This window comes from Pseudomonadota bacterium (assembly GCA_022572885.1).
GTDB lineage: Bacteria > Pseudomonadota > Gammaproteobacteria > Steroidobacterales > MnTg04 > MnTg04.
The window spans coordinates 1-15,145 of record JACZVC010000040.1; the positions used below are offsets into that span (position 1 = coordinate 1).

A 15,145-nucleotide genomic window follows, 5' to 3' on the forward strand; every position below is an offset into this window, starting at 1 on the left:
CGGTTCCAACGAGTCGAAGGTCATCCTCGTCGATGCAACTGAGGTGGTCATCGGTGACGTTCCGCAGGTCAGCGTCGATCGCACGAGCTCGGCGACCGTGAAGATCGACGGTGTTGATACGAATCTATTCGAGCGAGACATGAGCGCCATCCGGTTGCGGCTGTGGAACGACTTGATTCTCAGGCATGACGTTTCTGCCGCCATCATCGAAGCGATCCGTTGGGGCGCATAAAGTAACTAACGCTGAACGGGCATTCGCACTTCTACGGCTAAGCGGCCGGTCGTAGCAGGCGTGGGTGGATGCCCGATGCGTACAAAACAAGCCCACGCCTGCACGGCTGCACTTCGGGGCCCGTCCTTACCCGTCAGAGGGTCGGGCCCTGACTTCCTCCTTTGAATCTTCTTTCTCGTCCCCGCTTTATTTTCATCTGAAAGTGTCATAACCTTAGGTTACTCAGCCACAGATGGTCTGAGAAACCCACCTACAGCACTACGCAGAGGAGAAGAATGATGAAAGCGATGACGAAGGTACAACTGCACGACGCCCTGCGGGCGGCCGGTGTGATGTTTCGCACGAAGGCACCCAAGGCCGAACTGGAGACGCTGCTTACTGAGCAGGCCAATGGACAGGCCAAGGCCACGACCAAGAAAAACAAGGTCGGGGCGAAGCAGGTCCTGCGGGATAAGCTCACGCAACAGGGCGTCGTGACGGTCGGGCAGATTGACAAGATCGCCGAGCAGCTGAGCGTGACACGTTCGACCGTACTCACCGCCATGTCTGATCTGAAAAATCCCAAGTACGCCGGTCAGGCAGGCCCGCTCAACATCGAGAAGGATGGTGACAGCTACCGCCTAGCAAAGTAGTAATCCGGTTTGGGCCTGTCATGGACGGCGGGCCCAACCGTACATTGGAGTAAATGAAACATGAAACGCAAGCAAGGTACTGCCGACACAAACCGTCAACGCAAACAACCCGGTATGCAGATCAATACCGGACTCTACGCCCGCATCAAAGCGATGGCCGCACTGCGTGGCGTGCGGATTGGTGATGTTGTCGATGATGCGATGGTCGACTACCTTGACCGACAAGAGGATAAGTTATGAAATCACAAGCAGCAACAATCCTGCCATTCCACCGACCAAGGCGGGAGCGGCCCCGCCGTCCGAGTTATGACGGCCCCAGATACTTCACCGAGAAGCAGGTGAAGCTCATCCGACGCACAGCACGGGACGCGGCAAAGCTCGGCAAGGTGAAAGACGCGCGCAACTGGATGCTAATTGACTTGCTGACCAGCTCCGGGCTACGCGAGGCTGAGGCGGCTGACGTTCGAGTTGGCGATCTGAAACTGGGATATGATGAGGCCAGTATCTTTGTTCGTAACGGCAAAGGTGGTCGTAGCCGTATGGTCCAGATTCCAGCCAGTTTGAAGACGCACCTCAAAAGCTTCCAAAGATGGAAGACCGAACGCGGCGAGCCTATGAGTGAGGATGATCCGCTGTTCTTCGGCCAGCGTGGCCAGTGGACAGCGGCCGCCGTCAGCCAGGCCGTCCGACGTGTCTTGGAGTCGTGTGGACTGTACGAGCGAGGTAGATGCGTACATGCGCTGCGACATAGCTATGCCGTCGCACTGTATCGTCGTGAACGCGACTTGCGATGCGTGCAAAAGCAGTTGGGACATGCATCCATCCAAACCACGCAAATCTACGCTGACTGTCTGCCCGAAGACATCCGCGAACAGGTTAGGGGCTTGTGGGGAGGAACATCGTGACCGCACCCAGTACTAAGCACAAGGGCGGGACCCGATCAGCGGGTATACGGCCTATACGACCGCAGGCTTACTCGTATATCAGATTCAGCAGCCCTGAGCAGGCCAAAGGCGACAGTCGGCGTAGGCAGGTCGAGGCCTCTCGCGCTTATGCCGAGGAGCATGGATTAGAGCTGGACGAAAGTCTCACCATGCAGGACACGGGGATCTCGGCTTTCAAAGGCCTGCACCGCATCAAGGGGGCACTCGGCGAGTTCCTACGTCAGGTCGAGGTCGGGGCCATCCCGCGTGGTAGCGTGCTGCTCGTCGAGTCACTGGACCGGCTGTCACGCGAACAGATCGATGAAGCCTTGATTCAGTTCCTCAACATCATCCGGGCTGGCATCAAGGTCGTGACGCTGGCCGACAATATGGAGTACGACCACCAGAGCATCAACGCCAACATCGGCCAACTCGTGATGTCGTTGGTGATCATGGGCCGGGCCCACGAGGAGTCCGCCATCAAGTCCAAGCGAGTAGCTGCCGCATGGCAGCAGAAGCTCAAGGAAGCGGCAGCAGGCGGCAAGAAGATGACCAAGCAGGGTCCTGCTTGGCTGCGCTTGTCAAAAGATCGGAGTCACTTCGAGATCATCCCGGAGCGCGCGCTAGTCATCCCGATGATCTTCCAGATGAAAGTTGACGGCGTCGGCTCCGAGTCAATCGCTCGTACGTTGAATGAACAGGACGTGTGGAAACCCAAAGGACCGCGCAATCGCGGAGGCGGGTGGCGCAAAAGCTACATCGAGAAGATACTTCATGGCCGGGCTGTTATCGGCGAGTTTCAGCCGCACAAGATGAAAGATGGCAAGCGCGTACCAGACGGTGAGCCCATCACCGACTACTTCCCGGCTGTTGTCGATCAAGAATTGTTCAATCAGGTACAGGCCATTTTCGCCCGACGTGCTGCCTTGCCGGGCCATGGCGGAGGCGTCAATGGACGGGTTGCGAATCTGTTTGGCGGTGGCCTGGCGCGCTGTGCCCGATGTGATGCCACGATGGTCTACGTCAACAAAGGCCCAACGTCTAAAGGCGGCGAATACCTGCGATGCGACAACGCGATACGTGGGCTTGGCTGCGATAACAAGAAGCTAGTTCGCTATGACTGGCTGGAGCCTTTGTTGTTGCACTTCACACGCGGTCTCAATCCGACCATGCTGCTACCGGACGCGGAGGAACGCAAAGCGCGAGAGGTAGCCGCGAGGCATGCCCGACAACAAGCGATGGACGGCGAACTGACAAACGTCAAGAAGCAGATCGCTCGCGTTATGGACTCGATCTCGGATGACGATTCTCCAGCACTGCGCGAAGCATTGAAGGCCAAGGCTGATGCACTGCTGGCGCGACAGGAAGAACTCGAGGCGGAATTGGCACAGATGGCCAGCGAGACAGCCGAACAATCGTCAACACCGGAGGCCGTCGCCGGGCAGATCCGCGACATTGAAGACCTGATCGCTCGGCTGGATACCGTCCGTGCCAAGGAACGACTTGAGCTACGCCATCGTCTGCGGCATGAATTACAGCAATTGATCGACAAGATCGAGATCAAGCCGATCAAGTCCGGTACCGCCCTGACTCTGTACTTCCGTGACGGCGCGTACTGCAACTTACTGATCGACACTGCCGGCGCGCTGTGCCTGGTCGAGCAAGAACACAGGGGCCGCATGGCCATCTTCCGGCTCGATCGCGATGGAAACGTAGTCGATGTTGATGATGCGGACGACGACGATCCGGGCGGCAGCGCCAAGCAACGGAGGGACGAGCGCCAGCGGAGAGTTGATGCTAGAATCTCGAAAGCTCTTAAGAGACATAGACTTAACCCGAGTAATCCGACGATAGCTGGCTGATGATTGGACCGCCGGGCAGCGGTAAGACCATGCTGGCCAAGCGTCTGCCCGGCATATTGCCGGGTCTGAACGACGCAGATGCCCTGGAATGCGCGGCGATCGCATCGTTGACCCGCAGCGGATTCAATCCCCGTGACTGGAAACGACGGCCATTTCGCTGTCCGCATCACACGGCGTCAGCCGCGGCCCTGGTCGGCGGCGGGCGCGATCCTCAGCCGGGCGAAATCTCCCTTGCCCATCATGGCGTATTGTTTCTCGATGAACTGCCGGAGTTTCCGCGCCAGGTGCTCGAGACTTTGCGAGAACCGATGGAGTCGGGAGAGGTCCATATCGCGAGGGTGGCGCGGCGAGTACGGTTCCCGGCAGCGTTCCAGATGATTGCGGCCATGAACCCGTGCCCTTGCGGTTACCTGGGCGACCCCTCGGGGCGCTGTCACTGCAGCGCACAGTTGGTGCAACGTTATCGACAGCGTTTGTCAGGGCCGTTGCTGGATCGCGTCGATATCCAGGTTCCGGTACCGAGATTGGCGATCGAAGAATTGCAGGAGAAAAACGTGGCGGAGGCAAGCTGCGAAGTCGCAACCCGGGTCCTGGCGGCCCGCAGCGTTCAATTCGGGCGGCAGGGCTGCCTGAACGCACAGTTGGTGCCATCGCGAGTGGACGAGCTTTGCCGGCCAGGCAAGAAAGCGGGCGCGCTGCTCAGCGTGGCGATGACGCGTTTGTCGCTATCGGCGAGGGTCTATCACCGTTTGTTGCGGCTGGCCCGGACCATCGCCGATCTGGATGGCGCCGATGAACTCGGCATCGCCCAAGTCAGCGAGGCCATTACCCTGCGCAGTCTGGATCGCTCCTAGCCAGGCTGCTTTTTCGCCTTGCCGATGAGCTCGTGCAGTACCGGGCGGTGTTTTTGCATTTCTTCCGGGGTCAACGCATCGAGTTCATGCGGAAATACCAGCCAGGCGGGAGTCTCATGGATACAGTAGTCGGGGACCAGGTCGGTCTGGTTGCGTTCGGGCTTGTACCAGGTCACGGCGACGCGAACGTCTTCAGGCATGTTGCCGCGCGCCTTGCGCTGCAACTCGTCGATGACCGCCACCAGGGTGTGCCCGGTATCCAGTACATCATCGACGATCAGCAGGCGATCGTCGTGGCTTAGTCTCTTGATGAGGTAATTCAGGCCGTGCACCTTGACGATGCTTTCCCGCTGGTCATAGCCGGTATAAGAGGAGGTCCGGATAGCGATGTGATCCGCTTCGATGCCGCAAAACGAGAGTATCTCCTGTACCGCCATGCCGACCGGCGTTCCACCGCGCCAGATCGCGATGATTACCGTAGGTCGAAATCCGCTGCGGATGATTTTGCTGCCGAGACGAAACGAATCCTCGAGCAATTCCTGTGCGCTGATTACAATTTTTTCCACGAGCCGCCGCTTGCTTAACTGCGGTTGCATTAACCGCTATAATATTCAGCCAATTCTACAGCACGGGCCGACCGGCATCGACACAGCAATGAACAAAAGATTCATCGCGGCTAACGACCTGCTGCTGGATTCCTTCAGGCTCGCTGTCAAAATATACTTGGCCGGATTCAGGCCGGATTATCTCGTCGGCGTCTGGCGTGGAGGCAGCGCGGTGGGGATCGCGGTTCAGGAAGGGCTCGAGAATTTTGGCGTAAAGACCGACCATATCGCCATTCGCACTTCCTATGCCGGACCGGATTCCTATACCCGGAGGACCGAGGGGACCGGGGGTATTCGTGTCCATGGTTTGCAATATCTGCTGGAGAATATTTGCGCCGAGGATTCATTGCTGATCGTCGATGATGTCTACAGTACAGGATCCAGCGTCAACGCCCTGGTCGAGCAGCTCGCTGCAAAAACAAGACGCAACCTGCCTCATGACATCCGGGTTGCATCGGTCTGGTTCCGGCCGACTGCAAGGACGATCAAACCACCGGACTATTATCTGCACGAAATCGATGACTGGCTGGTGCTGCCGCACGAGTTGTCCGGCCTCAGCGTCGAGGAAATAAGGCAACACAAACCGAGCCTGGCGCCCATCATCGCTGAGCTTGCTCCTTTCATACCCACAGATAAATAAGAGGCGATCAATGACATCAGCTGTGACGGTGCTGGGGATCAGTAACGCGATTGTCGATGTGCTTGCTCATGTCGACGACGAAATCCTGGCCAGGATCGGGGCACCTAAAGGTTCGATGACGCTGATCGACCAGGAGCAGGCCGAAAAGATTTACGCTTTGATGGGTCCGGCGACGGAAATGTCGGGCGGGTCGGTTGCCAATACCATCGCCAACCTGGCCAATCTTGGCGGCAAGTCTGCCTATATCGGTTGTGTCGCCGATGATCAGCTCGGGCGGATTTTTGTCCACGACATGCAATCGCTCGGCGTCGATGTGGTTTTGCCGCCGATCGATGGCGGCGCGCCGACCGCGCGTTCATACATCCTGATCAGCCCGGGCGGCGAGCGCACGATGAACACTTACCTGGGCGCGTGCATGGAGTTGAGTCCGGCGCACATTTCCGAGCAGGCGATTGCCGGGGCAGGGCTGGTTTTGCTCGAAGGGTATATCTGGGATAACCCGCATGGGCCGGCCGCCGCCGGCGAGGCGATGCGGCTGGCGAAGGGGCTCGGGGTAAAAATCGGGCTTACGCTGTCGGATTCATACTGCGTGGACCGTCACCGGGATGCATTCGCCGAGGCGATCGAACAGCAAGTACAGATGGTGTTTGCCAACGAAAAAGAGATCATGGGTCTGTTTGGGACGGAGACTTTTGCGGATGCGCTGGCAAGAATCCGTGAGCTGGAACCATTGTTCGTGCTGACCCGTTCGGAAAAAGGTTCGGTGATCGTCAATAACCAGGGCGAAGTGATTCAAGCGGCTGTCCCGGTGACAAAGGTGGTCGACGTGACCGGTGCCGGTGATGCCTACATCGCGGGCTTTTTGCATGGCTGGACCACGGGGCTGCCTCTGGCGGAGAGCGCACAACTCGGTTCGGAGTGCGCCGCCAGGGTGATCCAGCAAGTCGGTCCACGCCTGGAAAAAACCAGCTAGCCCTGGACGGATGCCGGAGCTATTCCATCCCTACGAGCAGTCTTTCGCGGCAAATCCCTATCCCACCTACGCCCGGTTGCGGGAACAAAACCCGATTTTCCATTCAGCGGAATTCGGGCTGACATTCTTCACGCGTTATCAGGACATCGCGAATCTGCTGGCCGACAAGCGCCTGGGGCGAACCATGAGCCATGTCATGAGCCCCGGAGAAAAAGGCGAAAAACACCGCCGGCAGAACTGGCAGGCGACGCCGGCATACAATCGCTTCGTGCGGGTCAATCTGCTGGAAACGGAAGGCCCCGACCATGCCAGGCTACGGCGGCTGCTTGCCAAGGCGATCAATGCACGCCGCATCGGCGGTCTGCGCAGGCGCATCGAACTGCTGGTGGATGAGTTGCTGGACGGTGTAGCCGGCCACGACGAAATCGATTTCATCGCGGATCTTGCGGTGCCGCTGCCGGTGCATGTGATTGCTGAAATGCTCGGCTGGCCGGCAGAGGAACGCCATCGCCTGCGACCGTGGTCGGCGGATATCGTCAGACTGTATGAGAAAGACCACGGCGCCGAAGACGTGTTGCGCGCCGAAGCAGCGACGCAAGAGTTTGCCGGCATGCTCGGCGAACTTGCGGAGCGGCGCCGCAGCGACCCCAGGGACGACCTGATCAGCGCATTTGCCGCGCTCGAAAGCGATGGCGATACGCTGAGTGCAGACGAACTGATCGCCAGCTGCATGATGCTGCTCAACGCCGGTCACGAAGCGGTCGTCAATTCGGCAGGCAACGGTCTGCTGGCCTTGCTCCGGCATCCCGAGCAAAGGCAGAGGCTGCAACGCGATCCGTCGATGATAACAACGGCAATCGACGAGATGCTGCGTTACGATTCGCCGTTGCAATTTTTCCATCGCTTCGCGCTCGAAGACATGGAATATGGCGGTTTCGAATTCCGCAAGGGCGACACGCTGGGTCTGCTTTACGGCTCCGCGAATCGTGATCCCGACGCATTCGAGCACGCCGACACGTTCGATATAGCCCGCGACCCGAACCAGCACCTGGCTTTTGGCCTGGGTCCGCATTTTTGCCTGGGCTCACCATTGGCGCGGCTGGAACTGGAAATCCTGTTCAGCAAGTTGCTGCAGCGGTTTCCCGATATTCAGTTGGTGGATGAGCAACCCAGGTATCGCACCGGCCTGGTGTTTCGCGGGCTCAGGCAATTACGCGTACGTTTGTAAAAAATGGGGGGCTTTTTTTTTGGCTCTGTAAGGGCGGTTCGTAGGAGCGGCTTCAGCCGCGATTGGTATGCTCATCGGGCCTGAAGGCCCTCCTACAGGCGCTAAGGAAAGCTAGCCGCCCACGGGGTGCCAGGTCGTCTTGAATTCCTGGGTGTCGCGGATGAAGTAGGGTCCCTGGGCTTTTTCGGTGCTCCAGTCGATACCGGTGCGGCAAACCACACGCTTGATGTTGTTCGCCGCGTGTAGCTGGATTTCCCGGTCCACCGACGCATCGCCATCGCAATATACGATCGCATTGACATCCATGTGCGCGGCGAATTGCTCGGTCAGTTCTTCGCGCGATCCGGTCAGGACATTGACCACGCCGGCAGGCACGTCGGCTGCGTGCAAAACCTCGGTGAAACTGATCGCGCTCAAAGGCATCGAGTGAGAGGCCAGGGCCACGCAGGTGTTGCCCCCGGCGATGGCGGCGGCAATGTTGGAGACCAGGCCCAGCAAGCCGCTTTTTTCCGGTGCGATGATCGTGACGACGCCGGTCGGTTCGGGCACGGTGAAATTAAAATGCGCGGAACTGACCGGGTTTACCGAGCTGAAGACTTGTTGGAATTTATCGGTCCAGCCGGCGTAATAAACCAGCCGGTCGATGCTGGCAGCGACCTCGGTCCTGGCCTTTGCTTTGCTAACGCCCTGGCTCACAAGTTCGGCGACGAACTGTACGCTTCGCCCTTCGAGCATCTCCGCAATCCGGTAGAGAATCTGTCCGCGCAGGTAAGCGCTGGTGCCGGACCAGCCTGCGAATGCCTTGCGCGCGGCGACCACCGCCTCGCGGGTGTCCTTGCGGCTGCCCAGGCAAATGTTGGCGATGACCTCGTCGTTGTTTTTCAAGGCGTAGTAGCGGCCGGACTCGGTACGCGGGAACTTGCCGTCGATATAGATCTTGTAGGTCTTGCCGACCGCCAGGCGCGTGTTTTTGTCTTTAGGGTTAGCCATGGATCATCACCATCACGACAAGTCCAGGTAGGCGTCGAGTCCGTGCAAACCGCCTTCCCGACCCATGCCGCTTTCCTTGTAACCACCGAAAGGCGATGCCGGGTCGAACTTGTTAAAGGTGTTTGCCCAGATCACGCCGGCGCGAATGGCGCGGGTCATTTTGAATATTTTCGCGCCCTTGTCGGTCCAGACCCCGCCGGACAGCCCGTATGGCGTGTTATTCGCCTTGTCCAAGCCTTCTTCGAGCGTGCGGAAAGTCTGGATGGCCAGCACCGGCCCGAAGATTTCCTCCTGGACCACGCGGTTCGATTGCGACACGCCGGTAAACAGGGTCGGCCGGCACCAGTAACCGGTTGCCGGCAGCGTGCCCGAGCTTTGGTACATTTCGCCGCCTTCTTCCTTGCCTATGCTCAGATATTCCTCGATTTTTTCCAGCTGCGCGGATGAATTGATCGCGCCGATATCGGTATTCTTGTCCATGGGATCGCCGACGATCAGCGACTCCATGCGATCCTTGAGTTTCCGGATGACTTCGTCCGCGACCGATTCCTGTACCAGCAGGCGCGACCCGGCACAGCAAACATGACCCTGGTTGAAGAAGATGCCGTTGACGATGCCCTCGACAGCTTCATCGATCGCGGCGTCGGCAAAAATAATGTTGGCGGCCTTGCCGCCCAGTTCCAGCGTGTATTTCGTCGATGTCCCGGCGAGGCTTTTCTGGATCGAACGGCCGACGGCAGTAGACCCGGTAAACGCAATCTTGTCGATATCCGGGTGGTCGACCAGGGCTGCGCCGGTATCGCCCGCGCCGGTGACAATATTGACCACGCCGGGCGGCAGCCCGGCATCGCGAATCACTTCGGCGAGCTTCAGCGCGGTCAGCGGCGTGGTCTCGGCCGGCTTTAGCACGACCGTATTGCCGCAGGCCAATGCGGGCGCGATTTTCCAGGCTGCCATCAGCAGCGGGAAATTCCACGGAATAATCTGGCCGGCAACGCCCAGCGCCGCCACCTGCTTTCCCGGGAATGCATATTCAAGCTTGTCGGCCCAGCCCGCGTAATAAAAGAAATGCGCCGCCGCCAGCGGTATGTCGATATCGCGCGACTCGCGTATCGGCTTGCCGCCATCGAGCGATTCGATCACGGCAAACTCGCGGGCTCTTTCCTGCAACACGCGGGCGATCCGGTAAATGTACTTGCCGCGTTCGGCGGGCTTCAGCTTCGACCAGCTTGTCTGGTAGGCCTTGCGCGCCGCCTTCACCGCTAGAGCCACATCGTCCTTGCCGGCTGAGGCAATCCGCGCCAGCACTTTCTCATTGGCGGGGTTGATGCTGTCGAAGTAGCGCCCTTCCTTCGGTGCGACAAATTCACCGCCGATAAAAAGTTCGTATTGCTCATCGATGCGGATATGGTCAGTGCTTTCCGGCGCCGGGTCGTATTGCCAGTCGGTGTCGAACGCGAGCTTGCTGGTGGTTTCGTCCACGATCAATCCCTGGAGAAATAATCGGCGGATTGGTAAACGCCGGTTTGCTGTTTTTGTATTTGCATGATCAGGTCGTTGGCCAGGCTGCTGGCGCCGAAACGAAACCACTCGGCACTCATCCAGGCCTGCCCGAGAGTCTCCCGCAGCATCACCAGGTATTGTATCGCCAGCTTCGCCTTTGAGATACCGCCGGCCGGTTTCATGCCGACCTGCCGGCCGGTCTCGTAGTAATGGTCGCGAATGGCTTGCAGCATGACCAGCGTTACCGGCATCGTTGCCGCCGGCTGGATTTTGCCGGTCGAAGTCTTGATGAAATTGGCGCCGGCGTGCATGGCAAGCACGCTGGCCTGGCGTACCTGATCGAGCGTACCCAGTTCGCCGGTTTCGAGGATGACTTTCAGGTGGGCGCCGCCGCAGGCATCCCTGACCGCGGCAATCTCATCGAAAACATAGCCGTAATCGCCACGCAGGAATGCGCCCCGTGAAATCACCATGTCGATTTCGTCGGCGCCCTCGGCGACGGCAATTTTTGTTTCCTCCAGCTTGATGTGCAGCGGCGACATGCCGCTGGGAAACGCGGTGGCAACCGATGCGACCTTGATTTCTCCGGCGAGCCCCTGGTCTTCCAGGGCTTTCCTGGCCACCCCGACCATGATCGGATAAACGCAGACCGCCGCCACATGCGGCAGGCCCGGCATTGAATCGTGCAGGTGAATGGCTTTCTGGCACAACTGGCGCACCTTGCCCGGCGTGTCCTGGCCCTCCAGCGTGGTCAGATCGATCATGCCCAGCGCCAGTCTCAGCGCCTGCATTTTGGACTCTTTCTTGATGCTGCGTTTGCAGAATCTTGCGACCCGTTCCTCGACGCCGGTCTGGTCGACGCGCGAGACGAGATCGAGCCGGGGCAGGGGGGAGCGCAAGGTGCTGGCTGGCTTACTCATGAATCGTCCGCGGCGCTTCAGTTCCCGGCCAGCGCCGTGTCCAGGGCGAGCTCGATCATTTCGCCGAAGCTGGTCTGGCGTTCGTCACTGCTAAGCGCCTCGCCGCTGCGTATGTCGTCGCTGACGGTGCAGATGGCCAGCGCTTCCACGCCATGCTCAGCCGCCAGCGCGTAAATGCCGGCGGCCTCCATCTCGATCCCGAGGATCTGGTATCTGGTCATCACATCGAACATTTCCGGCTCGGGTGTATAAAAAAGATCGCTGGAGTAGAGGTTGCCGACATGAAAACGAAGTTTCTTTTTCTCGGCGGCCGCGACCGCATCGCGCAACAAGGAAAAACTGGCGATCGCCGCGTAGTCATAGCCGCGAAAACGCATGCGGTTGACGCCCGAGTCGGTGCAGGCGCCCATGCCGATGACGATATCGCGCAGGCTGACATCCGGGTTGACCGTACCGCAGCTGCCGACGCGGATCAGGCGCTTCGCCCCGTATTCGGTGATCAGCTCGCTGCAGTAAATAGAGACAGACGGTATGCCCATGCCATGGGCCATGACCGATATATCCATCCCTTGGTATTTGCCGGTAAAACCCCACATGTTGCGGACATCGTTGACCCGGCGGGCGTCGTCGAGGAAGGTGTCGGCGATATACTGAGCGCGCAACGGATCGCCCGGCATCAGGATGGTTGGCGCAAAGTCGCCGGCCTCGGCATTAATGTGTTTGGTCGCCATTTGGAACCGATCTCACTGTGGATAGGCTGTTGCTGCCCCGCTCTGCGCCGGAAATGAGCCCAAGGGTTTGAATTTCATAAACAAACATCCTCTCAGGCCAGAACTGCAGGGCAGCCAATTGTACACAAAGACGCTTTTGCTTGTATTAGACAAGCGCGGTTGAGGTCGGGGGGTTTGCCATTTCGTTACTGCAGCCGAAAAAACCCGGCACCCCATTGTCGGTAACAGCCTTGATATCCGGGTATTTCCTTCTTCCGGGCAGCCAGGCACCCGGTTCGGCAAGTTGCGCAATCCGGCTTTTTTGCTATGCTGTGCATACCCAAAAGAACATCAAATTTCAGGGGAAAAATAATGATCAGGGCAATCAGAAGATCAGCTTTCTGCGTGTTTGTTTCTGCTTTGGCAATGACATTTGCCAGCAGCCCGGCCTTTGCTCAGGATGAGGAAGAAGGCGCTACCGAACGCTTGCTGCCGGAGGTTGTGGTTACCGCACAAAAACGTGAGCAGAGCCTGCGGGACGTGCCGGCATCTGTGTCTGTGATATCCGGCGAATCAGCAAACGACTATCTCGGGTCCGCAGAAAATATCCGGGCTCTGGCTGGACGGGTCCCCAGTCTACAGATCGAATCGTCGAACGGACGCACGCAACCGCGTTTCTATCTCCGTGGCCAAGGTAATATCGACTTTGATAACAACGCAAACCAACCTGTTTCTATGGTTTTCGACGATATCGCGCTGGAAAATAATGTATTAAGAAGTTTGCCCCTATTCGATATCGAGCGAATCGAAGTGTTGAAAGGCCCCCAAGGCTCGCTGTTCGGACGTAATACTAATGCCGGCATCTTCAAGATAGATTCGGTTAAGCCTTCTTACGAACGAAATGGCTATGCCAAGATCGGTTTTGGCAGTCGGGGCACCGTAAGTACTGAATTTGCTGCCGGAGGCCAAATTGGCGAAGGGATAGCGGCAAGAATATCGCTCAAATATCAGGAGCGTGATGACTGGATCGACAATACATTCAACGGACCCGGTGATGACTTCGGCGCTTTCGACGAATTCGCCTATCGCCTTCAGTTTTTGTTTGAGCCGTCAGATACGTTCCAGGCATTGGTGAAACTGCATGGTTTTAACCAGGGCGGAACCCATCCGCAGGTATTCTATGCGAATGCGCTGACAGTTGGCTCAGCGGGAGTCAGACCCGGCTTCGATGAAGAAGTTGCGAGCCAGAACCAGGCTTCCAGTATGGACCTCGATCATTTCGGCGTCGCCGTCAACCTGCAGTGGGATTTGGGTGAACGTACGTTCACATCAATCACCGGTTACGACACGGTCGAGAATTTCCAGAGTACTGATGTTGACGGCGGCGTGACCTCCTTCGACCTGGCAGATACAGGGAACTTAGGTACGAGTGTTTTCGCTGACGTCGCAACAGGGGATGGCCTTGACGACCACTACCAGTTCACTCAGGAATTTCGCGTTTCGGGGCAGGACGATAAGCTCTTCTATCAAGTAGGCTTATATTACTTCGACGAAGAAATCGATGTGCTCAACCGGGATTTTGTGGGGTTCCCCACCGGGCCCTTCTCGGACATAGTCAGCCAGCAGACCACCTCTACTGCTATTTTTGGCCAGGTGGAATACGCAGTTAACGACGCATTTGCAATCACCGTTGGTGCGCGGTTTACGAGTGATGACAAAGACCTCCAGGTAATACCAGGGCCAACTTCCCCATCTCCGCCCGGAACCATTTCTGTCGACGACAAATTTTTCAACTGGGACGTCGCATTCACCTACGATACGAGCGATGACATGAGCTGGTTCGGCCGGATCGCCAATGGCTCTCGTGGGCCGGTGACGCTGGGCCGCTTCGGCTTTACCAGCTCCGCTAAAACCGAGACGAGCACGTCAGTGGAGTTCGGCTTCAAAAGCACTTTGCTCGATGGGCGTGCCAGATGGAATGCCGCTGTTTACGCGTTTCAGAATGACGATCAGCAGCTGACCGCGACAGGCGGCGTGGCAAATGTCAACCAATTGTTGAATGCAGATAAGGTTAGGGGCAGCGGATTTGAGACCGACCTGGAAGTGCTCCTGACAGACGACTTGCTTTTAATGGCAAATTTGAGCTACAACGACACTGAAATAGACGACCCTAATTTAAGCGATGACCTGTGCGGGTCTAGCCCGAGCTGCACGGGCCTCGACCCGGTTGTCGGAATGCGCGTCGGGCCCTTTGGTCCAGTTACAGAAGTTTCGATCGATGGAAATCCCTTGCCGCGCACGCCGAAATGGTTATTGAATTTCATATTGCAATATACTGTGCCCCTGGCGAACGGTAGCTTGTATTTCAACACCGATTGGAACTACCGCGACGATTCAAATCTGTTTCTGCATCGGTCGATTGAGTTTGTGGCAGAAGAACGCTGGATTGGCGGCCTGAGGGTAGGCTACAAGAACGAAGCAGAAACTATCGATGTTGCCATTGTCGGCAGAAACATCACTGACGAGATTGTCGTGGACGGCGGAATAAACTTCCTGAATCTGACAGCATTCATCAATGAACCGGCTTATTGGGGGGTAGAACTGAAATACAGTTTCTGAAATTCGCATTGATTTAATCAGGTCAGAAAGGCCCGGCGCGAACAGCCGGGCCTTTTTTATGATTCCTGCGCGTACTGTCGCCCGTAACGGCAAAGGATATAATTCAGCAAGTGCCAGCGAGCGATTAGAATGAGGGGACAATGACCAGAAACGATCAAGCGATAGCAAAGCCAGCGGTGTCAGCCATTTTCCTGTTCCTGCTGGGGGTGCTTGCGCTACCCACCGCCTGCGCCGGCGATGCACAAACCATCGACCTGATCGTCAGGGGAGACCACGTCCTGACCATGGACCCGGAGCAAAGCGTGGTCGCCGACGGCGCCGTGGCCATCAACGATGGCATGATCGTCGCCATCGGCCCGGCCGCGGAGATCATGGCCAGCTACCGGGCCGGCGAAGTGCTGGATGGCGCCGGCAAGGTCGTGATGCCGGGCCTGATCAACGGGCACTCCCATGC

16 protein-coding genes are annotated in these 15,145 nt (G+C 57.9%); 11 read left to right on the top strand and 5 right to left on the bottom strand.

Annotation, left to right across the window (positions count from 1 at the left end; genetic code table 11):
- The 6 genes from IIA05_12090 to IIA05_12115 form a co-directional block, all read left to right on the top strand.
- Positions 1-232, top strand: a 232-nt coding sequence (locus IIA05_12090; GenBank protein ID MCH9027830.1) for a hypothetical protein, incomplete at its 5' end; no start/stop codon positions are given.
- A 278-nt stretch (positions 233-510) separates the two neighbouring features.
- Positions 511-864 (top strand): hypothetical protein, encoded by a 354-nt coding sequence (locus tag IIA05_12095; GenBank protein MCH9027831.1) that lies wholly within the window; start codon positions 511-513, stop codon positions 862-864.
- Positions 865-924: 60 nt separating this feature from the next.
- Positions 925-1,104 (top strand): hypothetical protein, encoded by a 180-nt coding sequence (locus IIA05_12100; protein MCH9027832.1) that lies wholly within the window; start codon positions 925-927, stop codon positions 1,102-1,104.
- Positions 1,101-1,769 carry a tyrosine-type recombinase/integrase gene (locus IIA05_12105; GenBank protein ID MCH9027833.1) on the top strand — a complete coding sequence of 223 codons (669 nt, stop codon included), beginning with the start codon at positions 1,101-1,103 and terminating at the stop codon, positions 1,767-1,769. The genes IIA05_12100 and IIA05_12105 overlap by 4 nt, the downstream gene beginning before the upstream one ends.
- The gene (locus IIA05_12110) at positions 1,766-3,649 is read left to right on the top strand and encodes a recombinase family protein (GenBank protein MCH9027834.1); all 1,884 of its coding nucleotides are present in this window, start codon (positions 1,766-1,768) and stop codon (positions 3,647-3,649) included. The genes IIA05_12105 and IIA05_12110 overlap by 4 nt, the downstream gene beginning before the upstream one ends.
- Positions 3,649-4,503, top strand: a complete 855-nt coding sequence (locus IIA05_12115; GenBank protein ID MCH9027835.1) for an ATP-binding protein — start codon at positions 3,649-3,651, stop codon at positions 4,501-4,503. Before IIA05_12110 ends, IIA05_12115 begins: the two co-directional genes overlap by 1 nt.
- On the opposite strand, the gene IIA05_12120 is transcribed toward IIA05_12115, so the two are convergent.
- Positions 4,500-5,099: a hypoxanthine phosphoribosyltransferase gene (locus IIA05_12120; protein MCH9027836.1), complete on the bottom strand. Its 600-nt coding sequence runs from the start codon at positions 5,097-5,099 to the stop codon at positions 4,500-4,502. The two genes, IIA05_12115 and IIA05_12120, sit on opposite strands and share 4 nt — an antisense overlap.
- A gap of 58 nt (positions 5,100-5,157) precedes the next feature.
- Between IIA05_12120 and IIA05_12125 the strand changes: the two genes are divergently transcribed.
- Genes IIA05_12125 through IIA05_12135 form a run of 3 tightly spaced genes read left to right on the top strand, consistent with a single transcriptional unit; the run spans position 5,158 to position 7,949 of the window.
- Complete coding sequence (locus IIA05_12125) at positions 5,158-5,748, top strand: phosphoribosyltransferase (GenBank protein MCH9027837.1); 591 nt, start codon at positions 5,158-5,160, stop codon at positions 5,746-5,748.
- A gap of 10 nt (positions 5,749-5,758) precedes the next feature.
- Entirely contained in the window at positions 5,759-6,721 is a 963-nt protein-coding gene (locus IIA05_12130; GenBank protein ID MCH9027838.1) for an adenosine kinase, read from the top strand.
- Between the two features lie 10 nt (positions 6,722-6,731).
- Complete coding sequence (locus IIA05_12135) at positions 6,732-7,949, top strand: cytochrome P450 (GenBank protein MCH9027839.1); 1,218 nt, start codon at positions 6,732-6,734, stop codon at positions 7,947-7,949.
- Between the two features lie 111 nt (positions 7,950-8,060).
- Here IIA05_12135 and IIA05_12140 read toward each other — a convergent pair whose 3' ends face one another.
- The 4 genes from IIA05_12140 to deoD all read right to left on the bottom strand — a co-directional run bounded on the left by IIA05_12140 (position 8,061) and on the right by deoD (position 12,093).
- Positions 8,061-8,939 carry an aldehyde dehydrogenase family protein gene (locus IIA05_12140; GenBank protein ID MCH9027840.1) on the bottom strand — a complete coding sequence of 293 codons (879 nt, stop codon included), beginning with the start codon at positions 8,937-8,939 and terminating at the stop codon, positions 8,061-8,063.
- 12 nt (positions 8,940-8,951) lie between these two features.
- On the bottom strand, positions 8,952-10,346 hold the full coding sequence (locus IIA05_12145) for an aldehyde dehydrogenase family protein (GenBank protein ID MCH9027841.1): 1,395 nt from the start codon (positions 10,344-10,346) through the stop codon (positions 8,952-8,954).
- Between the two features lie 77 nt (positions 10,347-10,423).
- Entirely contained in the window at positions 10,424-11,362 is a 939-nt protein-coding gene (gene deoC, locus IIA05_12150; protein ID MCH9027842.1) for a deoxyribose-phosphate aldolase, read from the bottom strand.
- Between the two features lie 17 nt (positions 11,363-11,379).
- A complete protein-coding gene (deoD, locus tag IIA05_12155) occupies positions 11,380-12,093 on the bottom strand; it encodes a purine-nucleoside phosphorylase (GenBank protein ID MCH9027843.1) in 714 nt (237 codons plus the stop codon).
- A 351-nt stretch (positions 12,094-12,444) separates the two neighbouring features.
- Between deoD and IIA05_12160 the strand changes: the two genes are divergently transcribed.
- Positions 12,445-14,691, top strand: a complete 2,247-nt coding sequence (locus tag IIA05_12160; protein ID MCH9027844.1) for a TonB-dependent receptor — start codon at positions 12,445-12,447, stop codon at positions 14,689-14,691.
- Between the two features lie 140 nt (positions 14,692-14,831).
- A partial coding sequence (locus tag IIA05_12165; protein ID MCH9027845.1) for a hypothetical protein occupies positions 14,832-15,145 on the top strand: 314 nt, incomplete at its 3' end.